This window comes from Streptomyces sp. NPDC005722, from assembly GCF_040630935.1.
Taxonomy (GTDB): domain Bacteria; phylum Actinomycetota; class Actinomycetes; order Streptomycetales; family Streptomycetaceae; genus Actinacidiphila.
The window spans coordinates 140,741-165,107 of the sequence record NZ_JBEXYN010000012.1 but is presented as its reverse complement, the minus strand read 5'-3'; the positions used below and the strand labels follow the sequence as shown (position 1 = coordinate 165,107).

Sequence of the window (24,367 nt, the reverse complement as noted above, 5' to 3'; positions counted from 1 at the left end):
AGGGCGCGGCGGGACGGGCCCGAGCCCAGGGCTGAACATTACCTCCGGTAAATCTGCACACCGCACACGCGGGCGACATACGCCCGCACGTCCGCACGCGAACCGGGCCGCCCGTGCGCGCGGTTTGATCCGGAGTGCCCGGTTCCGCCACCACGGAACGACCCCGGGCTGTGAAGGAATTGCCACCGGGGCGTGGGAAATCCGGCACACCGGTGAAGCCGGGAATCCGAACCCAATTCGAACGCACCGGTCGGCAATTGGCCGTCCCAGCTGCCCCCGTGCTTGTATCCCGTGCCGTGGCGAAGAGGTTGCCCCCCTGATGATTCGCCACACGAAATGTGTTCACACGAAGGGAAACCCCCCATGGACTTCACCTCCCAGGTCGAGACCCGCGAGATCTCCGACGCGGACCTGGACAACGTCTCCGGCGGTCTCGTGGGCGGTCTCGTGGCCAACGCCACCGGCACCGTCGAGTCGATCGCCCCCGTCGCCGGCACCGTGTCCGGTGTCGTCGGCACCGTCGAGGGCATCTCGGGCGTCAACACCGGCGCCGTGACCGGCCTGGCCACCGGCCTGATCGCGGGTCTCTGAGACCGATCGATCCGCGGGCCCCGGATACCTCCCTTCCGGGGCCCGCGGACGCCATTGCGGCCTTGGGCCCCAATGGCGGGGGATGCCGCCGAGGGAAGAGTCCGTGCAGTTTCGCCAAAAGGCCCTTGCCAAGCTCCAGTCACCGGAAGAACTCGATCTCCCGGTGCGTTTCGCACGCCCGCAGGGCCGTCTCGTGCTCTCCGTCGCCATTCTCGTGATGGCCGCCGCGGCTTCCTGGGCGGTAAACGGTTCCGTGTCCTCGAAAATGAGCGCACCCGGAATTGTCGGCTACGGGCAGGGCAGTTACGTCCTGCAGAGCCCGGTCGCCGGACAGGTCACCCGGGTCCTCGCCGACGAAGGGGAACGCCTGCCCGCCGACGCCCCGCTGCTCAGCGTGCGCACACCGGACGGCGACACCGTCGTCCGCACCGTGGCCGCGGGCCGGGTCAGCGCCCTGGTGGCCACGATCGGCACCGTCGTCACCGTCGGAGCGGACGTGGCGACCGTGGAACGCGCCGCCCGCCCGGGCGACCCGCTCGTCGCCACCCTCTACGTCCCGGCGTCGGGCGCATCCTCGGTGCCGGTGGGCGCCGCGGTGGACCTCGCCGTCGAGTCCGCGCCGCAGGCCCGGTACGGGGTGCTGCGCGGCCACGTGAAGGTCGTCGGCCGCACCTCGCGCACCGCCCGGCAGCTCGCCGCCGACCTCGGCGACCCGCAGCTCGCCGAGCAACTCGCCCGCGCGGGACGCCCGGTGGCCGTCGTCGTGACACTGGACGCCTCCTCCCGCACCCCGACCGGCTACCGCTGGTCCAAGGGCGACGGCCCCTCGTACGAGCTGGACTCCATGACCCTGGCCACCGGCGCCGTCCACCTGGCCGCACAGCGCCCGATCGATTGGCTGCTCCCTTGACCGCGCCCGCCCGGACCCAGCAGCGGCCGCTGCCGCCCGCCGGCCGCCGCAGACATCGCCCCGAGCCCGCGCGCACCCGCCGGCAGCGTCCGCGCCGCAGGCCGCGCACCGTCCGTACGCCGACCGTGCTGCAGATGGAGGCCGTGGAGTGCGGCGCCGCCTCCCTGGCGATGGTGCTGGGCCACCACGGCCGGCACGTGCCGCTGGAGGAACTGCGCATCGCCTGCGGCGTCTCCCGCGACGGCTCCCGGGCCAGCAACCTGCTGAAGGCCGCCCGCGGCTACGGCTTGCAGGCCAAGGGCATGCAGATGGAGACCGCGGCCCTCACCGAGGTCCAGGCGCCCGCCATCCTCTTCTGGGAGTTCAACCACTACGTCGTCTACGACGGCACGGGCCGCCGCCTCGGCCGGCGCGGCGTGCACGTCAACGACCCCGACAAGGGGCGGCGTTTCGTGCCCCTGGAGGACTTCGACACCAGCTTCACCGGTGTCGTGCTGACCTTCGAACCGGGCCCGGACTTCCACCGCGGCGGCCGCCGCCCCGGCGTCCTGCGCGCCCTGCCGGCCCGGCTGCGCGGCACCAGCGGCACCATGCTCGCCGCACTGGTGGCCAGCCTCCTGCTGGTCGCGGTCGGGGCCGCGCTGCCCGCGCTCAGCCGCACCTACATCGACCTGTTCCTGATCGGCGACCAGACCTCCCTGCTGGGCGTGCTGTTCGCGTCGATGGCGGCGATGGTGGCGCTCACCGCAGCGCTCACCGCGGTCCAGCAGTCCAACCTGCTGCGCGGCCGCATCATCTCCTCCACCCTCGGCAGCGCCCGCTTCCTGCGCCACCTGCTGCGGCTGCCGGTCACCTTCTTCACCCAACGCAGCCCGGCCGACCTCGTCCAGCGCCTGCAGTCCAACGACGCGGTCGCCGAGACCCTCGCCCGCGACCTGGCGGCGGCCGCCGTCGACGGCGTCGTCGTCGTGCTCTACGCGCTGCTGATGTGGACGTACGACCCGCAGCTCACCGTGCTCGGGGTGGGCATCGCCCTGCTCAACGCCGTCGCCATGCGCGTCGTGACCCGGCTGCGGGCCACCCGTACGCAGAAGCTGCGCGCCGACAGCGCACGGCTCACCAACACCTCGTACACCGGCCTCCAGTCGATCGAGACGATGAAGGCCACCGGCGGCGAGAACGGCTACTTCCGCCGCTGGGCCGGCCAGCACGCCTCCACCCTGGAGGAACAGCAGCGGCTCGGCGTGCCCAGCGCCTGGCTGTCGGTCGTCGCCCCGACCCTCGCGACGCTCAACAGCGCGCTGATCCTGTGGATCGGCGGCCTGCGGGCGGTGGAGGGGCACATCTCGATCGGTCTGCTCGTCGCCTTCCAGGCGCTGGTCACCCGGTTCACCGCGCCCATCACCCGGCTCAACGGCGTCGCCGGCCGCATCCAGGACTTCGCCGCCGACGTGGTGCGCCTCAAGGACGTCGAGAACTTCCCCGTCGACTCCCTGTACACGCGCCCCGGCTCCGGGGCGGACAACCGCCGTCTGAAGGGCCACGTCACGCTGGAGGACGTCACCTTCGGCTACAGCCCCCTCGACAAGCCGCTGCTGTCCGGCTTCTCGCTGTCCGTCGCCCCGGGCCGGCAGGTCGCGCTGGTCGGCGGCTCCGGGAGCGGCAAGTCCACCGTCTCCCGGCTCATCGCCGGGCTCTACAGCCCGTGGGAGGGCACGATCCGCATCGACGGGCAGCGCCTGGAGGACATCCCGCGCGGCGCGCTGGCCGCCTCCGTCTCCTTCGTCGACCAGGACGTCTTCCTCTTCGAGGGCACGGTCCGCGACAACGTGGCGCTGTGGGACCCCTCCATCCCCGACGCGGACGTGGAGGCCGCGCTGCGCGACGCCTGCCTGTACGAGGTCGTCGCCCGCCGCCCCGGCGGCGTCCACAGCCGGGTCGAGCAGGACGGCCGCAACTTCTCCGGCGGCCAGCGGCAGCGGCTGGAGATCGCCCGGGCCCTCGTCCGGCGGCCCAGCGTGCTGGTGCTCGACGAGGTGACCAGCGCCCTCGACGCGGAGACCGAACAGGTCATCATCGACAACCTGCGGCGCCGCGGTTGCGCCTGCGTGGTGATCGCGCACCGGCTCAGCACGGTCCGCGACAGCGACGAGATCGTCGTCCTCGACCACGGCACGGTCGTCGAGCGCGGCCGCCACGAGGAACTGATCGCGGCGGGCGGCGCGTACGCCGCACTGGTCAAGGAGCACTGAGGTGATCCCCGTACAGCCCGGCACCGCCGCCGGCGACCCGGTCCTGACCGCCCTCGGCGGGCTCGGCGGCCCCGTCGACTGCGCCGGCCTGCGCAGCATCCCCCTGGAGGGGCCGCACGTGCTGTGGCTCGTGGTGGCGGGCGCCCTCGACCTGTTCGCGGTCGACGCGGCCCAGCAGGGCCACTGGCACTACCTGGGCCGCCTGGAACCCGGCACCCTCCTGCTCGGCCCCGTGGAGGGCCCCCGGCACACCCTCGTCGGCCGCCCCCTGCAGGGCTGCCACCTGCGCCGCGTGCCGCTGCGCGAGCTGTACCGGCCGCCGCAGCCGCACCCGGCGGCGTACGGCGACGGCTGGGACGGGCAGGGCCCGTACGGTGCCGGGCACGACACCCGGGAGCTCGCCCTCAGCCTCCTCGAGCACGCCTTCGCGCTCGGCGTCGGGCGCAGCCAGCGCGTGCTGTACGAGGCCCCGTTGACCGGCCGCACCACGGACGGCGAGCACGTCGCCGACGACGACATCCTGTGGCTGCCGGTCCTGCCGGGCAGCGTGCAGTACGGGGCCGCGTACTCCGCGGAGGCGGCGGGCGACCTGCTCCTCGACGGCGCGATGTGGCAGAGCATGGTCAACCAGCAGTACCGGCTGCTGTCGACCCTGGACGGCTGGATCGAGGGCCTGGAACGCGCCCACGAGGACCGCACCGCCGCGGGCATCAAGGCCGGGGAGGCCGTCCGCGAGCAGGCCGACCGCGATCTTCTGGCCTCCATCGGCACCTCCCGCAAGGCCGCCTCGCGTTCCGCCGCGGCCGCGTCCGACGACGCGACGTACGCCGTCTGCCGGCAGGTCGCCGAGGCCGCCGGCATCACCCTCGTCCCGCCGTCGCGCGGCGGCGCCGTCAGCGACCGCATGGACCCCGTCGAGCGGGTCGCCGTCACCTCGGGCATCCGCACCCGCCCGGTGCGGCTCGACGGCGAATGGTGGCGGGAGAACACCGGCCCCCTGGTGGGGCGGCGCGCCGCGTCCGGCGCGCCGGTGGCCCTGCTGTGGCGGCGCGGCGGCTACGAGGCGGTGGGGCCCGGCGGCAGCAGCCGCGTCCGGGTCGCGGAGTACAACGCGGAGGACTTCGAGCAGCGTGCCGACATGCTCTACCGGCCGCTGCCCGAGCGGGGCACCGGCCTGGCGGGGCTGCTGCGCTTCAGCCTCCGGGGCTCCGCGGGCGACCTGCGCAACCTCGTGCTGAGCAGCCTGGTCACCGTCGGCCTCGGCGCGCTCGTGCCGATCGCGACCGGCCAGGTGCTGGGCACCTTCGTGCCCGACGCGGAGACCGGGCTCATCGTCCGGGCCGCGCTGGCCGTCGCCGTCACCGGCCTGGTGTGCGCCGCGTTCATGCTGACGCAGAACCTCACCGTGCTGCGCATCGAGGGCCGCATCGAGGCCACCTTGCAACCGGCCGTGTGGGACCGGCTGCTGCGCCTGCCGACCGGGTTCTTCGCCGGGCGCTCCACGGGCGAACTGGCCAGTGCCGCGATGGGCATCAGCGCCATCCGCCGGGTGCTCGCGGGGGTGGGCCCGGTCGCCGTCCAGGCGACGACGGTCGGTGCGATGAACCTCGTCCTGCTGCTCCTGTACAGCGTCCCGCTCGCGCTCGCCGCCCTCGGCATGCTGGTCGTCATCGGCGCCGCGCTCCTCGGCCTCGGCCTGTGGGAACTGCGCTGGCAGCGACGCCTGGTGCGACTCGGCAACAAGCTCAACAACGAGGCCTTCCAGACCCTGCGCGGGCTGCCCAAGCTCCGCGTCGCCGCCGCCGAGAGCTTCGCGTACGCCGCGTGGGCCCGCCGGTTCGCCCGCAGCCGCGAACTCCAGCAGCGCGCCGGCCGCGTCAAGAACGTCACGACCGTCCTCAACGCGGTCTACCTGCCGCTCTGTTCACTCATCATGTTCATGTTGCTGGCCGGCCCGGCCCGGGGCGCGCTGTCCGCGTCCGGATTCCTCACCTTCAGCACCGCCATGACCATGCTGCTGACCTCGGTCACCCAGCTCACCGGGGCGCTGCTGTCGGCGGTCGCGGTGCTCCCGATGTACGAGCAGGTCAGGCCGATCCTCGACGAGGCGCCCGAGGTTCGCGGCGGCAGCACCCAGCCCGGCGTCCTCTCCGGCGCGATCGAGGCCCGCAACCTCTCCTTCCGCTACTCCGACGACGGCCCGCTCGTCCTGGACGACGTCTCCCTGCGGGTCGGGCCCGAGGAGTTCGTGGCGATCGTCGGCCCCAGCGGCTGCGGCAAGTCCACGCTGCTGCGCCTGCTCATCGGCTTCGACCGGCCCGCCTCGGGCAGCGTCCTCTACGACGGCCAGGACCTGGCCGCCCTCGACCAGGGCGCGGTCCGCCGCCAGTGCGGCGTCGTACTGCAGAACGCCCAGCCGTTCACCGGCTCGATACTCGACTGCATCTGCGGCGCGGAGGCGTACACGCAGGAGGAGGCGATGGAGGCCGCCGCCATGGCCGGTCTGGCCGAGGACATCCAGCGCATGCCCATGGGCCTGCACACCATGATCGCGGGCGGCAGCACCGTCTCCGGCGGGCAGCGCCAGCGCCTGATGATCGCCCAGGCGCTGATCCGCCGGCCCCGCGTGCTCTTCCTCGACGAGGCCACCAGCGCCCTGGACAACGAGACCCAGCGCATCGTCATCGACAGCACCCGGCGGCTGCGGGCCAGCCGTGTGGTCATCGCCCACCGGCTCTCCACCGTCATGGACGCCGACCGCGTGGTGGTGATGGAGGACGGCCGGGTCGTGGAGGAGGGCCGCCCCGCCGACCTCCTGGCGAACCCCGGCGGACGGCTGCACGAGCTGGTCCGACGCCAGATGAGCTAGTTGGGGGGACGGCGCCCCCGTACCGTGCGGACGCCGTCGAACGCGCCGGCCGGTCGGCTCGGCGGTGGTGCGCGTGGCGCTCCACTTGTGCGCCCGGTCAACGGTGAACGTGCTCAGCGGTGTCGGCATCCCGACACCTGTCCGCAAGACGCCAGACAGGTGGGTGCCCACGTCGCACGGGGCTTCGGCAGGATGTCGCCTCCCCAGAACCCCGCATTGAGCGCCCGGGAGCACGGACCGAACCGCAGCTGCCCGTGGGCGAGTTTGCGCTGGTCAGGGCCCCGACAGCCACAACTCCGCCCGCACCCGGGGATGGACCGGGCGCCGTTCCCGGCGCGGGGGACTCACCGCGCCGTGGCGGCGGAACATCCCCGACGGGCCGTCACGACAACACCGGGTACGACGGATCGTCATACGAACGTGATCTTCCCGTGATCGATTGGAGGTTGGGTGTGACGGACATTCACACCGTTCACTTCATGGGAGGAGACTCGTGGTCACGAGCGCGAGCCTTCGACGACGACGCCACATAGTCGTGGCGTCGGCAATCACCGTCCTAGCCACCCTGTTCAGCGGCCTGGGGAGCACCGGGCCGGCCGCGGCACAGACCGGCACCCCGCTGCCGGACCTGAAGCTGGGCCGGTACGACCACACCCGGGCCGCCCTCACGGGCGGTGGCGCCCTGCACACCGCCGCGCAGCCCGACACCATCAAGGGGCAGTACGTCGTGCGGCTGCGGGAAGCGCCCGTCACTTCGTACACGGGCGGCGTCGAGGGACTCGCGGCGACGAAGCCGGTGGCCGGGCAGGATCTCCAGCCGCACTCGGCCGCGGCCGAGAAGTACCGGCAGCACCTGGGCGATGCCCAGCGTGACGTACTCGGCGACTTCGGTGTGCGGGCCGAGCGGACGTACACGACCGCCTTCAACGGCTTCGCCGCCGAACTGACCGGTGCGCAGGCCGGCAAGCTGTCCAAGGACCCGCGCGTCGAGGCGGTCACCCCGGCCCAACTCGTGAAGGCCGACGCGGCGACGACCCTCACCACGCAGGCGGCGCAGCACACCGCGCAGGCGCCGGCGCGGACGGCGGCACAGACGGCGGCACAGACCAAGCCGGCCCACGGCTCGGATGTGGTCATCGGCGTGATCGACACCGGGATCTGGCCGGAGAGCGCCTCCTTCGCCACCACCATGGCGCCGCCCGCGGGCTGGCACGGCACCTGCCAGACCAGCAGGGACTTCCCCGCCTCCGCCTGCAACGGCAAGATCGTCGGGGCGCGCTACTTCGCCGACGGGTGGCTCAGCGCCTACGGCTCGCTGCCCGACGGTGAGAGCCTCTCGCCCCGGGACATGAGCGGACACGGCACCCACACCGCCTCCACCGCGGCGGGCCTTCCCGTCAAGCACGCGATGGTCCTCGGGCACGACTACGGCGCGATCTCCGGAGTGGCGCCCGACGCGCGGATCGCCGTGTACAAGGCGCTGTGGGGCGGCTCGGGCACGGACGCCGACATCATCGCGGCGATCGACGCGGCCGTGGCCGACGGCGTCCAGGTGATCAACTACTCGATCGGCAACTCGATGGGGGACTACCAGCCGAACAGCCCGATCGGGAACGCCTTCCTCAACGCGTACCTCGCCGGGGTCTTCGTCGCGGCGTCCGCCGGCAACGACGGCATGTCCGGAATGATCAGCAACGCCGAACCCTGGGTCACCACGGTCGGTGCGACGGTGGAGCGGTCCCACGAGGCGACCGTACGGCTCGGCGACGGCACCCGCATCGTCGGCACCTCCATGGACCGACTGCCGTCCCGCCGCAGCACGCCGATCGTCTTCGCCGACCAGGCCGGATCGCTCGACGACGGCGCGCAGTACTGCTGGTCCGGAAGCCTCGACCCCGCCAAGGTCAAGGGCAAGATCGTGGCCTGCGACTTCATCGACTCCGTCGACGCGGTGTCGACGGTCAAGGCCGCCGGTGGTGTCGGCGTGGTGCTGTTCCAGTCGACCGGCAACACCCGCCTCAACGTGATCTACGACTTCCCGACCGTCTACCTGTGGAGCGCCGAGCAGGCGGGCAAGCTCTTCAACTACCTGTGGGCGCACCGTACCGACGGGACCGCTTCGCTGGCCGAGGGCGGGGACGGCAGCAGCGTCGTGGGACTGCCGAGCGTGGCGAGCCTCTCGTCCTACGGCCCCGACCAGACGCACACCGGGCTCCAGAAGCCCGACCTCGTCGCGGACGGCATCGACGTGGTCGCGGCGGTGTCGCCGATGGCCGGCGGGCGCCTCTTCGACGCCTACTCCGGCACCTCGATGGCGGCCCCGCACGTGGCCGGCATGGCCGCGCTGCTGCGCACCCGGCACCCGAAGTGGTCGCCCGGCGCGACCGCCTCGGCACTGCGCACCACCGCCACCGACACCCGGGGCACGACCAGTCCGCTCCGCCAGGGCTCCGGCCTGCCGCGGACCTCGTCGGCCGATGACCCCGGCCTGGTGGTCGAGCCCTCGGCGGCCGAACTGACCGCCTTCGCGGCCGCGGCGACCCCCGACGGCAAGGAGATCAACCTGCCGTCGATCGCGCTGCGCGAGTACGACGGGACGAAGCCGGTACGGCTCACGCGACGGCTGACCAACGTCGGCACGCGGACCGAGACGTACACGGCGCACGTCGACGGGCTCGCCGGGATGAAGGTGACGGTCAGCCCCCGGACGATCTCGGTGAAGCCGGGAGCCACCGCCACGGTGACCATCACCCTGGAGCGCGGCACCGCGACCTGGGACCGCTACACCACCGGCTCGCTCGTCTTCAGCAGCGCCAAGCACCGCGTGCGCCTGACGGTCGCCGGCCGGCCGTGGGGCTTCACGCCGCGGCCGTACGACGACACGGGCATCGAGTTCGGTCGCACCGGCGGCCAGGGCCAGGGATACCTGGAGCCCGGCTTCACCGGCCCGCTGGCCGGCCGCACCACCGGGTACACCCCCGTGACCTGGACGGACAAGCAGCTCACGACCTCCGTCAGCGGCGGCGTGTTCTCCCCCGGCGGGGTGGGCACCCAAGGCACGAAGATCGTCGTGCCGCGCGGCTCGGCCGGACTGATCGTGCAGACCGCCTCCGACGACCCGGACACGAACCTGGACCTCTACCTCTACAAGGACGGCGAACTCGTCGACCGGAGCTGGGCGTCCTGGCACAGCAGCGAGCGCAGTGCCCGGTTCTTCCCCGAACCCGGCGTCTACACCGCCTACGTGCATGCCCAGACGGCGACCTCGGCCGAGGTTCCCTACCGGCTCGGGGTGACCGTCGTCCCCGAGAAGGGCGACCGGCACAACGCCACCTTGACCACACCGTCCCAGGTGGAGCGGGGCGGGTACTCCCAGGTGACGCTGGACCCCGTGGGCCCGCAGCCCGACGTCGAGCAGTGGGCGTACACCGAGTTCCGCACCGGCCGAACCGTCGTGCCCGGCCTGCTGATCAGTTCCCGCTGACCGCGGACCGCACAGCGACGCGCTGACCGGCTCACGCCGGACCGGGGCCGGCCTTCCCGAGGGAAGGCCGGCCCTCCGCCGTCGGGTGCGCTCCCCGGCCGGGCGGTCCGCGCAGGGGCCCCGGCGGCCGCCGTCAGGGGACGACGATCACCGGGCGCTGGGCGCCGCGCGCCAGGCGGTCGGAGATCGAGCGGAAGAGCCGGAGGCCGGCCGCGCGCCCGCTCCCCACGATGATGGCGTTCGCCCGGTAGGTGCGGCCGGCCTTCTCCAGTTCGTCCGCGACGGCGCCCTTGCGGTGGATGAGCGTCCAGGGCAGCCCCGACAGGTGGTCCTCACGCGCGAGTTGCCGCAGGAGCGCGCGCCTGCCGTCGCCGTGCGTCCCGCACCCGCCGGCCACGTCGTAGTAGCCGAGCAGCGACGCGACGGGGTTCTCCCGCGCGACGTGGACGATGAGGAGCGCCGCACCGGTGCGCCGGGCCATCCCTGCCGCGTAGGACAGCGCCCGCCTGCTGGTGGCGGAGCCGCTGTAGCCGACGAGCACCCCGTACTCGTCGACGTTCGCGTGGACGCCGCGGATGACGGGAACCGGCTCCCCGGCGGTGGAGGACCGCGGCAGGGGGTCGTCGCCGAGGGGGCCGGGATCGCGGTGGCCTGCCATGGGAAACCTTTCGGGCTGTGCTGGACGGAGGACGGCCCCCGGGAAACCGGAGAGGGCCGCCCGAGGACGTGCGGGCATCCACCGTTACCGACCGGCGCCGCCCGCGAAGTGTGACAAGCCCGGCACCGCGGGACAGGACGGCGCGCCCGGCGACGCCGGGTTCCCCGGGGTGTGTCACACGCGCGTGGGACGTCCGGTCTCAGTGGGGGAAGCAGAGCCTTGGCGCCGGGAATGCGAGGAACGTGACGTGAGCGAGGAAGGGGTTCCCGTCCGGTGCGGCACGGGGTGCGCCGCGGGGACGGGAGCGGGGTGAGCGCGCCGCAGACCGCCGCCACGGCGTGGCGGCGGCGGATGGTCGCCCGCGTCGCCGACGAGAAGCACCGCACCGCCACCACGCTGGAGCTCTTCTTCGACCTCTGTTTCGTCGTGGCCGTCGCCCAGACGTCCGCCGCGTTCGAGGAGGAACTGGCCGCGGGGCACGTCGGCAGCGGCGTCCTCGGCTACGCGCTGGTGTTCTTCGCGATCTGGTGGGCGTGGATGAACTTCACGTGGTTCGCCTCCGCCTACGACACCGACGACATCCCGTACCGGCTGCTCACCGTCGTGCAGATCACCGGCGCCCTCGTCATGTCGGCGGGCACGTCGGCCGCCCTGCAGCACGGCGACTACACCGTCATCACCTGGGGTTACGTCCTCATGCGGCTCGCCATGGTCAGCCAGTGGCTGCGGGCCGCCGGTTCGGACCCCGAGCGGCGCAGGAGCTGCCTGCGGTACGCGGCGGGCATCCTGGTGGTGCAGACGGGCTGGCTGGCGCACCTCGTGGTGCCCGGGTCCTTCCGTCTCCCGTCGCACGTCGTGCTCGCCCTGGCGGAGCTCGCGATCCCCGTGTGGGCCGAGCGGGCGGCCAACACGACCTGGCACCCGCGTCACATCGCCGAGCGCTTCGGCCTGTTCACGCTCATCGTGCTGGGCGAGTCCATCACGGCCGCCGCCGGGGCCGTGCGCGCCGCCCTCGACACCGACGCGACCTTCGGCGGCATCGCCACGCTGGTGGTGGGCGGCACCCTCACGGTCTGCGCGCTGTGGTGGCTGTACTTCGCCCAGAACGCCTCCCGCCGCCTGGGCGGCTTCGCCACGGCCACGCTGTGGGGCTACGGCCACTACGCGGTCTTCGCCTGCGCCGCAGCGGTGGGCGCCGGGCTCGCCGTCAACGTCGCCCGGTCCACCGGGCACGGCCACCTGACCGCCTATGGCGCGGCGGCCGCGTACACGGTGCCCGTCGCCGGGTTCGTGCTGTCCGTGTGGCTGCTGCACCGCGGCGCCTCCGGGCACCCCGCCGCGCCCGACGTGGTCCACGCGCTCGCCGTCGCGGCGCTCCTCGCCGCCACGTTCGCCCCCGCCCCGGTCCTGGTGACGGGCCTGGTCTGCGCGCTCCTGGTCGCCGCGACCTGCGTACCGCGCGGGCGGCGCACCGGCGCACGGCCCGCGGCCGCCTGAGGGGGCCGCGGACGGAACCCGGCCCGCGGCGGGCACGTCCAACGGCCATGAGCAGCAGGCACTCCGCACGCGCCACCGCCCTCGCGGCCACCGTCGCCGCCGTCGCTGCCGCCCTCACCGGCTGCGCCGACCGGAACGACCGGAACGACCCCGAGCCTCCCCGCGTGGTGTTCCCCACCGCGCCGGCCCCGACCAGCATCCCCTACGAGCTCTACACCCACTGCGGCATCGACGAGGCCCTGATCGGGTCCACGTACTTCGAGGCCGAGACCCCGCTCATCGGCGACGCCTTCAACCCACCGCCGGACTGGGACAACCCCACGCAGCGGGGCACGATGACGCTGCTGTCGCCGACGGCGGCGGTCTTCACCGACGCCAAGGGCCACGAGGTCCGCTTCCGCGCGCGGGTGGGAGCGGACGGCCCCAAGCGCGTCTGCGAGTGACCGCCGCGGTCCGTCACCGCACGGTCCAGGTCGAGAAGACGTGGAGCGCCGCCTCGATCCGGGCCTCCTCCCCCGTGCCGGGTCGTCCCGCGAACCGGACGAAGACCACGGAGGAACCGGGGTCGCGCGCGACGAGCAGGGTCAACGGGACGCGCCCGGAAAGCGGGTACGCGTACCAGCCGTCGCGGTGTTCGGCGTCCGTCGCCGGGAGGGCTCCCTCGACGGCCTGCCAGTCCCCGTCGTCGAACGCGTATCCCGTGAAGAACGACACCGCCTCGCACAGCGGCCGCAGATTGGCCTCGAAGACCCAGTGACCGGTGAAGACCCGGTCTTCGTCCCCGGTGTTCACGTTCGGCTCCCGCTCCCCTGCATCCCGACCGACCTCGCTCAGGGCACCATTGTCGGCCCGCGGGGACCGGGGCGGGTCACGGGGCCGGCTCAGCAGTAGGAGTTCCAGCCGGAGCGGTAGCCGTCGCGGTAGCCGCGGCGGTATTCGGAGTTCCAGCTCTGGGGGCGGAAGGAGTCCCACTGGCTGCGGCAGCGTGGGCGGGATCGGGCGTCGCGGCGTCCGTCGTCGCGTCCGTCGCGGAAACCGCGCCAGTACCGGTTGCTCACCTGCGGGGCGAGGGTGCCCGCGGCCTGGGCCTGGACCGTGCCCGCCGTGACCTGGCCGGCGGTCGCGGCCTGTGCGGGCGCCGCCGGCAGGACCGCCAGGGCTCCTACGGCTACCGGGCCTGCGAGCAGTGCGAGGAATCGCTGTGCGCGCATGGCTGTTCGTCCTCTCGGATGCGTACGGGGTGGGTGCCTCGTCCCTGGTCAGGCCCAAATCCATGCGTGAGGTGCGGCCTTGGGGAGCGGCGGGGCACCGGCTCGACGGGCGGATCGCGCCCACCCCCGACCGTAGCGAGCCGGGTCCAACATGTCCACCTTTGGAGTAATCTGCCACGGACTGATACTTTCGCGCACCGTCCGTGCCCCCTCCGTCACCTTCGGCGCCCCCCGCCGGGCACGCACCCGTCGGCGCGTGCCCGGCGGGCCGGCCGTCAGGTGCCGGGGGTGCGGTCCGGCGCGGGGACCGTGCGCTGGTGCGGCAGCGTTATCGCGTCGGGCTGCTCCTGACGCAGGACCACGTTCCGCGTCGGGAAGGCGATCTCGATGCCCTCCTCCTGGTAGCGGCGGTGCAGGCGCTTGATGAACTCGTGCTTGATCCGGTACTGCTCCCCGTACTCCGAGGTCCGCAGGATCACCGAGAAGTCGATCCGCGACTCGCCGAAGGTGTGGAAGCGGACGACCGAATCGTGCTCGGGGATGCCGCCCTCGACGTGCGCCATGACCTCCCCCGCGACCTCTATGGTCACCCGCTCCACGTGCTCGAGGTCGTTGCCGTAGCCGACGCCCGCCTGGACGATCAGCGACATCTGCTGCTCGGGCTGGTGGAAGTTGGTGGCGATCGCGCTCGCGAGCTTGGCGTTGGGGATGATCACCAGGTTGTCCGACAGCTGGCGGACCACCGTGTTGCGCCAGTTGATGTCGACGACGTAGCCCTCCTCACCGCTGCTGAGGCGTATGTAGTCGCCGGGCTGCACGGTCTTGGACGCCAGGATGTGGACGCCCGCGAAGAGGTTGGCCAGCGTGTCCTGCAGGGCCAGGGCGACGGCGAGACCGCCGACGCCGAGGGCGGTGATCAGGGGCGTCACGGAGATGCCCAGGGTCTGCAGCAGGACCAGGAAGCCCACCGCCATCACGGCGACACGGCTGATGTTGACGAAGATCGTCGCGGAGGCGGCGACCCCGGACCGGGACAGCGCCAGCGACCGCACCGTCTCGGCGACCATGCGGCCCGCGGCTATCGTGGCCGCCAGGATCAGCACCGCGACGAGCACCTGGTTGACCGTCCGGTCCACGACGCGGGTCAGTGGCAGCGCCGCGGCCCCCACCCAGGCACCGGCCGCCAGCGCGGCCCACGGCACGACGGTGCGCAGCGCGGCGACGACGATGTCGTCGCCGCCCCACCGGGTGCTCCTGGCCCGCTCGCCCAGCCACTTCAGGCCCAGCCGCAGCAGCAGCCCCGCCAGGGCGCCGGCGGCGATCGCCGCACCGGCGACGATCAGGTCGTGCAGCGTGAGGGCGCGGTTCACCGGTCGCCTCCCCACGTGCGTACGGATTCACCCACGGGGCGCGGGGGATGCTGTGTCGTCACTGGTCGCCTCATCGTTCGGGGGACGTTCGGGGGACGTTCGGGAGTCGCGCCGAACAGGCGTTGTCCTGGCGCGATCTGACACATCCTGCCGCAGCGGCGGCGCACTCCGCATACGGCCCCCGCCTCCGCCGCCCGATCCGGCGGGGCTCACCCCGGCCGGGCACGGTGGCGGCGGTCGTGCCGGTATCCTTCCTGGTCACGATGCCCGTCCCCGGCCGGGGATCGGGGCGTTCCCGGTGAGGACCCCACCCCTTGGCCCCACGTTTCGACACCGCCCGCTTCCATGTGGCCACCGGCCCCGCGGCGCTGTTCGCACGGGTACGGCACGTCCTGCGCGAACCCGCACGGCTCACCGCGCGCGGGCCGCACGTGACGGAGCGCCTCGAGCGCCGGGGAGCACCGGTCGAGGCGCTCCTCGCCTTCGACCCCGCGTCCTGGGAACCGGTCTCGGCGGAGGTGCGGACCGACACCGGGAAGTGGGTGAAGGCGACGTGGCGGGTCCGCGTGGCCGGACAGGACTGGTGGGCGGTGATCGGCTTCGGCGACACCCTCGTCACCGTCGTCGACGTGGCGCCGCACCGGCAGGGACTCGGGGACGACATCGTGCGGGAGGGTCCGCTGTACGAGCGCGTGGCGGCCGTCAACGAGGCCCTCATGGCGCGGGGCTGAGCCGCCCGACGGGCGCCCGGCCCCGCTCCCCGCACGTGCTGCGGGGAGCGGGGCCGGGCGCGCCGTTCAGCGGGTCGCCGTGCCCGTGGGGGCCGGGGCGTACCCCGCGGGGCGGGTGGTGAACGTGCCCCGGCCCTGCGTGCGGCCACGCAACCGGGTCGCGTAGCCGAACAGTTCGGCCAGCGGCACCGTCGCCGTGACGACCGCCGTGCCGGAGCGCGCCGTGGAGCCGGTGACGCGGCCGCGACGGGCGGCGAGGTCGCCGAGGACGGTGCCCACGGCGTCGTCGGGGACGGTGACCGTGAGCTCGACGACCGGTTCCAGCAGGGCCATCACGCCGCCGCGCAGCGCCTCCCGCATCCCGAGGCGGCCCGCGGTGCGGAAGGCCGTCTCGGAGGAGTCGCGGGAGTGCGTGGCGCCGTCGGTGAGCGTGACCCGCACACCCGTGACGGGGTGGCCACCGAGGGGGCCCTCGGCGAGGGCGTCCCGGCAGCCGGCCTCGACCGCGCGCACGAACTCCTTCGGCACCCGCCCGCCGACGACCGTCGAGGCGAACGCGAACGCGGCCTCCTCGTACGGCTCGACGTCCAGGACGACGTGCGCGAACTGGCCCGCACCACCCTCCTGCTTGACGTGCCGGTGGACCAGGCCCCGCACACCGCGCACGAGCGTCTCCCGGTAGGCGACCCGCGGCCGCCCGACGCGGACGTCCAGCCCCCGCTCCCGGCGGATCCTCTCCACCGCGACCTCCAGGTGCAGTTCGCCCATGCCGGACAGGACCGTCTGACCGGTCTCGGGGTCGGTCCGCACGGCCAGCGAGGGATCCTCCTCGGCCACCCGGGCCAGCGCCACCGCCAGCCGGTCGGTGTCGGTGGTGCGGGCGGCCTCGACCGCGGCGAAGACGACGGGCACGGCCACCGACGGCGGTTCGAGGACCAGGGGAGCCTCCGGGGCGCACAGGGTCGCGCCCGCTGCCGCCGACCTCACCCCGACGACCGCGACGATGTCCCCGGCGACCGCGGCGTCGACGTCGGCGTGCCGGTCCGCGCGGACCCGCAGGATCCGGCCGATCCGCTCGGTGCGTCCGGCGCGCGCGTCCAGCACCGTGTCCCCCTTCCTGATCGTCCCCTCGTACACCCGCAGGTAGGTGAGCCGCCCGGAGGCGGTCACGGTCACCTTGAACACCAGCGCGGCGAACGGCGCCGCCGGGTCGGCCGCCTCCCGTACCGCCGGGACGTCCAGCGGTGACGGCAGGTAGTCCACGACGGCCTCCAGCAGCGGCTCGATGCCGCGGTTGCGGTACGCCGAGCCGCACAGCACCACGACGCCGTCGCCCGACAGCGTCAGGTCGCGCAGCGCGGAGCGCAGGGTCGCCTCCGACAGCGCCGACCGTTCGCAGAACTCCTCGAGCGCGGCCGGGTGCAGTTCCGCCACCGCCTCCTCCAGCGCACGGCGGCGGCGCAGCGCGTCCTCGCGCAGGGCGCCGGGCACGGGGCCCTCGGCGTAGGTGCCGTGGCCGTCGGCCCACACCAGGACGCGCATGCGCAGCAGGTCCACGACGCCCGTGAAGCCGTCCTCCCGCCCGATCGGCGACTGGACGACGAGCGGCACGGTGTGCAGGCGCTCCCGGATGGAACCGACGGCGGCGTCCAGGTCGGCGCCCACGCGGTCCAGCTTGTTGACGAACGCGATCCGCGGCACGCCGTGCCGGTCGGCCCGCCGCCACACCGCCTCGCCCTGCGGCTCGACGCCCGCGACCGCGTCGAAGACGGCGACGGCGCCGTCGAGGACGCGCAGGGAGCGTTCGACCTCGTCGGAGAAGTCGACGTGCCCCGGGGTGTCGATCAGGTTGATCCGGTGGCCGTCCCAGTCGCAGGTCACGGCCGCGGCGAAGATGGTGATGCCGCGGTCGCGCTCCTGCGGGTCGAAGTCGGTGACGGTCGTGCCGTCGTGGACCTCGCCGCGCTTGTGGGTGGCGCCGGTGAGGTAGAGGATCCGTTCGGTGACGGTGGTCTTGCCCGCGTCGACGTGGGCGAGGATGCCCAGGTTGCGTACGGCGGTCGGCGGATTGACGGTGCGCATGGCCCGGTGGCCCTTCGGGTGGTCCTGAGGTGGGCGGCGCGATTTCCGCGGTTCCGGCCCCGGCCCGGCCCCGTGCACGGCGGGCGGCCGGGGACGCGGCGGCAGGGCGTACCCGGCCGACGGCCCCGGCTCCGCGGGTGCGGCTCCGCTGGTGCGGGAGGGGTCAGGAGGTCGTCGCGGACGTCCGGTGCAGGCCGCGCAGCCGGCACCGGGCCGGCGAGGACACCAGGATCACCTCATGCCGTGACGGGGGCACGACGGCAGCGGTACGCCAACGCACGGCCGGGCTCCCCTCGTTCGTCACGGACCGCGCCGCGATGTCGGCGGCGCGCGATCGACGCGAGTGTAGTGAGCGGCCCGGGACCGGGGCACGGGGTTTTTCCCCGGTCCCAGGGAAGGAACGCGCCTGCGGGACGCTGGGTACCCGGTACGGGAGCGCTCGTTCCCCCCAACGTTCGGCGCGGGCGGTTCCGGAGCCCCGGCTACCCGCCGGAGCCGCAGGGGCCCGGCCAGTCGTAGCCCGGGAGGAGGCGCCGCCAGCGGGTGGCGTCCGAGGGGCCGGCCAGGCGGCAGAGGACGGCGGTGCGGTGACGGACGTCCGGGTCCCAGAGGCGGATCGTGCCGTCGTTGCCCGCGCTGGCCACGGTGCCGCCGTCCGGGCTGAAGGCGACGCTCCACGCCGCGCGGGTGTGGCCGGTGAGGGTGGCGGTCAGGCTCCGCGCCGCCGGGTCCCACAGCCGTACCGTGCGGTCGTTGCCGCTGCTGGCGAGGGTGCGGCCGTCGGGCGAGAAGGCCACGCCGCGGACCGACCCGGTGTGGCTGGTGAGGACCCCGGCGGCGTGCGCCCGGGGGACGTCCCACAGGCGGACGGTGCCGTCGTTGCCGCTGCTGGCGAGGGTGCGGCCGTCCGGTGCGAAGGCGACGCCGCGGACGGAGCCGGTGTGACCCGTCAGGACGGCCTCGCGGCTCCCCGTCGCCGGGTGCCACAGACGGAGCGTCAGGTCGTCGCTGCCGCTGGCCAGCAGGCGGCCGTCGGGGCTGAAGGCCAGGCAGTTCACGAAGTCGGTGTGGCCGGCGAGGGTGGTCTCGTGCCGCCCGCTCGCGGTGTCCCACAGGCGCACCGTGCGGTCGGCGCCGCCGGTCGCGAGGGTGCGCCCGTCGGGGCTGAAGGCGAGCGCGAAGACGGCGCCGTCGTGACCGCGCAGCACGGCACGGCCACGCCGGGTCCGGGTGTCCCACAGGCGTACGGTGCGGTCCGCGCCCGCGGAGGCGAGCAACCGGCCGTCCGGGCTGAAGGCGACGTCGTAGACGGGACCGCTGTGCCCGGTGAGGGTGTACGCGGGGGCGTGGCGCGCCATGTCCCAGACCCGTACGGTGCCGTCGCCGCCGGCCGAGGCGAGGGCCCGGCCCGCGGGGTCGTAGGCGGCCTTCCAGACCTCCGTGACCGGCGCGGTGTCCAGGGTGCTGCGGCTGAGGTCCCACAGGACGACGGTGCGGTCGAAGCCGGCGGTGGCGAGGAGGTCGCCGTGGCCGGCCACGGCGACGGAGAGCACGTAGTCGGTGTGGCCGGCGAGGGACTCGACGGGCAGGTGGGTGTGGACGTCCCAGCGGACGACGGTGCCGTCGCCGCCCGCGGAGACGACCGTGTGGCCGCCGGGCCCGAAGGCGAGCCCGTTGACGTCGTCGTCGTGCCCGGAGAGGGTGGCGGTGCGGCGCAGCGTGGCGACGTCCCTCAGGCGCACGGTGCGGTCGGCGCCGCCGCTGGCGAGGGTGCGGCCGTCGGGGCTGAAGGCGAGGGCGAGCACGTCGCCGCTGTGGTCGCGCACGACGGCTCGGCTCCGCCGCGTCCGGGTGTCCCACAGACGTACGGTGCGGTCGGCGCCCGCGGAGGCGAGCAGCCTGCCGCCGGGGCGGTAGGCCAGGGCGAGGACCTCGTCGGTGTGCCCGGTGAGGACGGCCTCCTGGCGACCGGTCGCGACGTCCCACAGGCGTACGGTGCCGTCGGCGCCCGCGGAGGCCAGCGTGCGGCCGTCCGGGGCGAACGCCACGGCTCGTACCGGGCCTTGATGGTGTGTCAGCACGGTGACCGTGCGGCGGCCCGGCACGGACCACAGCCGCAGGGTGCCGTCCGAGCTCGCCGAGGCCAGCAGCCGTCCGTCCGGGGAGAAGGCCACCGACCGTACGGGGCCGCGGTGCCCGGTGAGGACGCCGGCTGCGGTGCGTCCGGCGACGTCCCACAGCCGTACGGTGCGGTCGGAGCCCGCCGAGGCCAGCAGCCGGCCGTCGGGCGAGAACACCACCGCGTTGACGGCGCCGGTGTGGCCGGTCAGCCGCCCCGCGAAGGCGTCGGCCTGGGTGCTGAGCAGGGCGCTGCGGGCCTCGGTGGTGGGGGCGGTGCGGTAGGCGGCCTCGGCCAGCAACATGGCTGCCTCGGGGCGGCCGGAGGCGAGGTGGGCGGATCGGGCGGCCATCGCCTGGGAGAGCGCCGTGGCGCGCTGCCGGTCGGCGCCGAGCCGCTGCTCGACGGCGACGCCGCCCGCCAGCACCGCCAGCACCAGCAGCACGGCGAGGACGACCAGCCCGGTCCGCTGCTGGCGGGCCCGGCGCCGTACGAGGATCCGCCGCAGGTCCTCCTCGTGGGCGGAGGCGGCCAGGAAGTCCGCTTCCGCCGGGCCGAGTTCACCGTCGCGGCGGCCGGGGCCGGCGGCCCACTCGCGGGCGGCCGCCAGGCGTGTGCCGCGGTGGAGCAGGGCGGGGTCGCGGCCCTCGCGTTCCCAGTCGCGGGCGGACGCGGCCAGTTGCTGGTGCAGCAGCAGGTCGGCGCGGGCGGCGTGGATCCAGGTGCGCAGGCGCGGCCAGGCCCGAAGCAGCGCCTCGTGGACGATCTCCACGTGGTCGGTGCCGACGGTCAGCAGGCGCGCGGCCACGAAGGCGTCGAGCGCGGTGCGGGCGGCGGCGGTGTCCGGCAGCCCGTCCAGCAGGTCGGCGGTGCCGCGGGCGCGGCGCGACTGCTCGTTGTCCTCGCCGACCCGGACCAGCCGCAGCAGCAGCCTGCGGGCGGCGAGTTGCTCGGCCGGGGACAGCGCGGTGTACAGCGCCTCGGCGGCGGTCGCGACGGAGCCGTGGATGCCGCCGGCCGCGAGGTAGCCGGCCACGGTCATGGTGCGGCCGGTGCGCTGCCGCCAGGTGGCCATCAGGGCGTGCGCCAGCAGCGGCAGCGCCCCGGGGTCGCCGCCGGGCCCGGCGGCGCCGGCCGGGCCGTCCGGGGACCCCGTCGCGCCGAGGTCCCGCAACAGGACCTCGACCAGGCCCGGTTCGAGCTCGGTGCCCTCCTCCCGGGCGGGCCGCACGATGCACTCGCGCAGTTCGTCCGGGCTCATCGCGCCCAGGGCGAACAGCCCGTCGCTGATGACGGGGACGAGGGCCGGGTACTCCAGGCAGCGTCCGGTCACGTCGGCCCGGATCCCGAGGACGACGACGGCGTCACCGGAGGCGGCGAGCCCGGTGAGCGCGGCGATGAAGGAGCGTCGCTCGGCCTCGTCGTCGCAGAGCGTGAACGTCTCCTCGAACTGGTCGACGACGAGGACGCGTCCGGTGCGCGGCGTGCCGTCCTCGGCCCCTCCTTCGCCCGCCCCGAGGGAGACGACGAGGGTCGCGGCGCGGGCGGAGGGCGGTGCCTGTTCGCCCGCCCCCTCCGGCCCTCCGCGCACGGCGTGGTCCAGCGCCCGCGCGAGGGCGTCCAGGGGCCGCGCGGTGGGGGTGCAGACGGCGACCGGCCAGTGGCCGTACGGGCCGCCGGCCAGGGCGGGCAGCAGGCCGGCCCGCAGCAGCGAGGACTTCCCGGCCCCGGAGGGCGCGACCACGGCCAGCGGTCCCCGGCCGGCCCGGCGCCCCAGCCGTTCCACCAGCTCCGCAACTGCGCGCTCCCGGCCGAAGAAGCGGGCCGCGTCCTGCCTGCCGTAGGCGGACAGACCGGGGTAGGGGCACTGCGCTCCCCCGTCGTCCGTGGCCGGTGGGCGGGTGCTTCGCGGTCCGGGTTCCGGGGGCAGCAGGGCGAGCAGCGCGCCGCCCGCGTCCAGCGCCTCGTCGCAGCGCCGGGCGACGTCGGCGTTGGCCGGTTTGCCGCCCGTCTCGATCTTGCTGAGGTACCCCTTGCTGTAGTGGGTGCGCCGGGCCAGCGCCGACAGCGACACCCCGCGCTCCAGGCGCAGTTCGCGCAGTGCCCGGCCGAAGGGCCCGGTCGGCCTGTGTGGTGTCCGGTCCATCCCGTCCCCGCCGCGTACGGCGCGGAGGGCGCCGACCCCTGTTCCCGGCCGCCTCGCCGGCGGACCCGTCGGAAGGTGAGGAGTGCGCCGGGCGGGGCGTGGTTCCCGGGGTCGCCGGGGACGGGGTGCGCACGGTCGAGAAATGGCCACGGGCCGGCGGGCCCCACCGCCCCCGTGAGCGGTGGGACCACGCCGGCCGTGGCGGACCGGGAAGGTCAGATGGCGCCGCCCCCGGCGCCGCAGGTCGGCACGCCGGACAGCCAGGCGTCGCCGCGCATGTAGATGTTGCTGATCCAGCCCTGGTACTGCGGGAGGTACGACCAGGCGCTGTTGGTGTAGCCCTCGGCCGTGACCTCCTCCGCGTACTTCTGGCAGGACACCGCCACGTCGGTCGGACCGGCCAGCCGGGCCACCACCGCGGACCCGGTGGACGGGTAGCCGTGGACGGCCACGCCGGTGCCCCAGGTGCCGTACGGGCTCGCGCCGGCCGGCGTCGAGGTGCCCTTGCCGTCGCAGGCGGGGACCCCGGCCGGCCAGGCGTCGCCGCGCAGGTAGATGTTGGTGATCCAGCCGCCGTACTGCGGCAGGTAGGACCAGGCGTCGTTGGTGTACCCCTCGGACGTCACGGTCTGCGCGTGCGTCTGGCAGCTGACGGCGACGTTCGTCGGGCCGGCCAGCCGGGCCACCGTGGTCCCGCTGGTCGTGGACGGCTCGGAACGGATCGCCACGCCGGTGCCCCAGGTGCTGTAGGCGCCGCCCTGGGAGGCATCGCCGCCGCCCCCGGTACCGGTCTGCGGGTCGTAGGCGGAGCCGGTGCAGGCGGGCACTTCGGGCAGCCAGGCCGGGCCCCTCAGGTAGATGTTGCTGATCCAGCCCCCGCGGTTGGACAGGTACGTCCAGGCGTCGTTGGTGTAGCCCTCCGCGGTGACGCTCTCCCCGTGCTGCTGGCAGGTGGCGTACACCAGGTCCGGCCCGGACAGCCGGGTCACCAGCGCCGCCGTCTTGTTGGGGTGCTGCCGTACGGCGACGTCGGTGCCCCAGGTCACCTGGAGGCTGCCGTCGTAACCGGGCGGCTCCGTGAAGGGCCCGCCCTGCGGCATGCGCGCCACCCCGGCGAGGCGGTTGTTGTCGATGCGCGCGTTGATGTCGATCACCCGGACGGGGTGCTGCGACTGGTACGCCTCCACGACGTAACCGCCGCCGAGGTAGAGCATCACGTGGCTGATGCTGTCGACGGTGCCGCCGATCCCCGTGAAGACGATGTCCCCGGGCTGCAGGTCGGAGACGGCCGGCTTGCCGCCGCCGCTGCCGTGGACGGCCTGGTAGGTGCGCCCGGCGCTCCGGTACATCGACTCGGCGGTGCCGCCGCCGAGGATGTCCCACCCGACGGCCTTGTACCAGGCCCAGCGGACGAACCCCGAGCAGTCGAAGCCGCGGGTGTTCGGGTCGTTCCAGGTCTCTTCCAGGTCGTGGATGTCGATGGTGCCGTAACTGGCGCCGGGTGCGGGGCCGTGCCCGCCGCCCCACGTGTACAGCGTGCGGTTGCGCCACTCCTGGCAGGCCGCGTCCGCGGCCCGGTGCGCCTCGTCGGAGGCGATGCCCTGCAGGCTGCACCAGTTCTGCTCGCCGGTCCCGGCCGCGTGGGCGGCGGCGGCCGGGACGAGCGCGAGGAGCAGGGCGGTCACCACGGCGGCGACCAGTCCACCGCCCCAGCGTCGTGCTCTCATGCGGTCTTCCCCCAAAGACGGGGCGGCGTCCGGCGCCGCCCTCGGTCGCGTGTCGGCCCTCACGGTGGCCCCGAACGGCCCGCCCGCAACAGGGGTTTCCCGTTTCCTCTTCGCCTCGCGGCCGGAAAACCCCTGGTGGGCGCGGTCAGCCGCGCCAGACCTTGATGTAGGTGACGGCGTCGTTGAGGGCCGAACCGACGTACGGCACGCTCCCGGTGAAGGTGGCGTTGCCCCTCGGGCCCGAGGCGAACGACTTGGTGCAGCCGCCGGAGACGAGGTACGAGGACAGCCGGCTCGACCACCAGCTGTTGGGGCTGAAGCTGTAGCCCGCGGCGTCGCACGGCCCGGCGTCGCCGTAGATCTTGGTGTACTCGCCGCCGTAGTCGGCGTCGGTGGCCCGGGTCATCAGCTCGGTGGCCGCGGCCGCGCGGGGCGCCGCCGCCTCGGCCCGCGCGGCCGCGTCGGGTCCGGTGGAGCAGTCGCCTGCGGCCACCCGGGACACCGTCCGGCCGGGCTCCACCCCGTCGAGGACGACGACGCGGTGCGTCGCCGTCGCGGCCGTGGTGCCGTCGGTGACGGGTGCGGCGTGGGCGGGCCCGCCGACGGCGACGAGGCACGCGGCGGCCGACGCGAGGCCGAGCAGGGTGCGGGTACGGATGCGGGTCTTGTCCATGGCGTTCACGAAGTCCTCCTGGCGTGGGGCGGACGGCCGCACCCGGG

At 74.3% G+C, this 24,367-nt stretch carries 16 protein-coding genes; 8 read left to right on the top strand and 8 right to left on the bottom strand.

Features of this window, described 5'->3' with window-relative positions:
* The first annotated feature begins 363 nt into the window (after positions 1-363).
* From ABZ479_RS16735 to ABZ479_RS16715, 5 genes are all read left to right on the top strand, one after another.
* Positions 364-591, top strand: a complete 228-nt coding sequence (locus ABZ479_RS16735; RefSeq protein ID WP_018558045.1) for a hypothetical protein — start codon at positions 364-366, stop codon at positions 589-591.
* Positions 592-694: 103 nt separating this feature from the next.
* Positions 695-1,501, top strand: coding sequence for a hypothetical protein (locus ABZ479_RS16730; RefSeq protein WP_500462301.1), 807 nt, complete (start codon positions 695-697; stop codon positions 1,499-1,501).
* On the top strand, positions 1,498-3,753 hold the full coding sequence (locus ABZ479_RS16725; RefSeq protein ID WP_500462300.1) for an NHLP family bacteriocin export ABC transporter peptidase/permease/ATPase subunit: 2,256 nt from the start codon (positions 1,498-1,500) through the stop codon (positions 3,751-3,753). The genes ABZ479_RS16730 and ABZ479_RS16725 overlap by 4 nt, the downstream gene beginning before the upstream one ends.
* A gap of 1 nt (position 3,754) precedes the next feature.
* On the top strand, positions 3,755-6,622 hold the full coding sequence (locus ABZ479_RS16720; protein WP_500462299.1) for an NHLP bacteriocin export ABC transporter permease/ATPase subunit: 2,868 nt from the start codon (positions 3,755-3,757) through the stop codon (positions 6,620-6,622).
* A gap of 535 nt (positions 6,623-7,157) precedes the next feature.
* Positions 7,158-10,106, top strand: a complete 2,949-nt coding sequence (locus tag ABZ479_RS16715) for a S8 family serine peptidase (protein WP_500462298.1) — start codon at positions 7,158-7,160, stop codon at positions 10,104-10,106.
* Between the two features lie 133 nt (positions 10,107-10,239).
* On the opposite strand, the gene ABZ479_RS16710 is transcribed toward ABZ479_RS16715, so the two are convergent.
* Positions 10,240-10,764 carry a universal stress protein gene (locus ABZ479_RS16710; RefSeq protein WP_500462297.1) on the bottom strand — a complete coding sequence of 175 codons (525 nt, stop codon included), beginning with the start codon at positions 10,762-10,764 and terminating at the stop codon, positions 10,240-10,242.
* Between the two features lie 309 nt (positions 10,765-11,073).
* Between ABZ479_RS16710 and ABZ479_RS16705 the strand changes: the two genes are divergently transcribed.
* Both ABZ479_RS16705 and ABZ479_RS16700 read left to right on the top strand, forming a co-directional pair.
* Positions 11,074-12,261 carry a low temperature requirement protein A gene (locus ABZ479_RS16705; protein ID WP_500462296.1) on the top strand — a complete coding sequence of 396 codons (1,188 nt, stop codon included), beginning with the start codon at positions 11,074-11,076 and terminating at the stop codon, positions 12,259-12,261.
* Between the two features lie 47 nt (positions 12,262-12,308).
* Positions 12,309-12,704 carry a hypothetical protein gene (locus ABZ479_RS16700; protein ID WP_500462295.1) on the top strand — a complete coding sequence of 132 codons (396 nt, stop codon included), beginning with the start codon at positions 12,309-12,311 and terminating at the stop codon, positions 12,702-12,704.
* Positions 12,705-12,717: 13 nt separating this feature from the next.
* On the opposite strand, the gene ABZ479_RS16695 is transcribed toward ABZ479_RS16700, so the two are convergent.
* The 3 genes from ABZ479_RS16695 to ABZ479_RS16685 all read right to left on the bottom strand — a co-directional run bounded on the left by ABZ479_RS16695 (position 12,718) and on the right by ABZ479_RS16685 (position 14,842).
* On the bottom strand, positions 12,718-13,053 hold the full coding sequence (locus ABZ479_RS16695) for a hypothetical protein (RefSeq protein WP_500462294.1): 336 nt from the start codon (positions 13,051-13,053) through the stop codon (positions 12,718-12,720).
* Between the two features lie 89 nt (positions 13,054-13,142).
* Positions 13,143-13,472, bottom strand: coding sequence for a hypothetical protein (locus ABZ479_RS16690; protein WP_500462293.1), 330 nt, complete (start codon positions 13,470-13,472; stop codon positions 13,143-13,145).
* A 275-nt stretch (positions 13,473-13,747) separates the two neighbouring features.
* On the bottom strand, positions 13,748-14,842 hold the full coding sequence (locus ABZ479_RS16685) for a mechanosensitive ion channel family protein (RefSeq protein WP_500462292.1): 1,095 nt from the start codon (positions 14,840-14,842) through the stop codon (positions 13,748-13,750).
* 314 nt (positions 14,843-15,156) lie between these two features.
* Here ABZ479_RS16685 and ABZ479_RS16680 point away from each other — a divergent pair, with 314 nt between their 5' ends.
* Positions 15,157-15,573: a hypothetical protein gene (locus ABZ479_RS16680; protein WP_500462291.1), complete on the top strand. Its 417-nt coding sequence runs from the start codon at positions 15,157-15,159 to the stop codon at positions 15,571-15,573.
* 66 nt (positions 15,574-15,639) lie between these two features.
* Here ABZ479_RS16680 and fusA read toward each other — a convergent pair whose 3' ends face one another.
* The 4 genes from fusA to ABZ479_RS16660 all read right to left on the bottom strand — a co-directional run bounded on the left by fusA (position 15,640) and on the right by ABZ479_RS16660 (position 24,329).
* Entirely contained in the window at positions 15,640-17,655 is a 2,016-nt protein-coding gene (fusA, locus tag ABZ479_RS16675) for an elongation factor G (protein WP_500462290.1), read from the bottom strand.
* Positions 17,656-18,137: 482 nt separating this feature from the next.
* Positions 18,138-21,920 (bottom strand): nSTAND1 domain-containing NTPase, encoded by a 3,783-nt coding sequence (locus tag ABZ479_RS16670; RefSeq protein WP_500462289.1) that lies wholly within the window; start codon positions 21,918-21,920, stop codon positions 18,138-18,140.
* Between the two features lie 215 nt (positions 21,921-22,135).
* A complete protein-coding gene (locus ABZ479_RS16665) occupies positions 22,136-23,647 on the bottom strand; it encodes an NlpC/P60 family protein (RefSeq protein ID WP_500462288.1) in 1,512 nt (503 codons plus the stop codon).
* Positions 23,648-23,792: 145 nt separating this feature from the next.
* Entirely contained in the window at positions 23,793-24,329 is a 537-nt protein-coding gene (locus ABZ479_RS16660; protein WP_500462287.1) for a hypothetical protein, read from the bottom strand.
* Between the last annotated feature and the right edge of the window lie 38 nt (positions 24,330-24,367).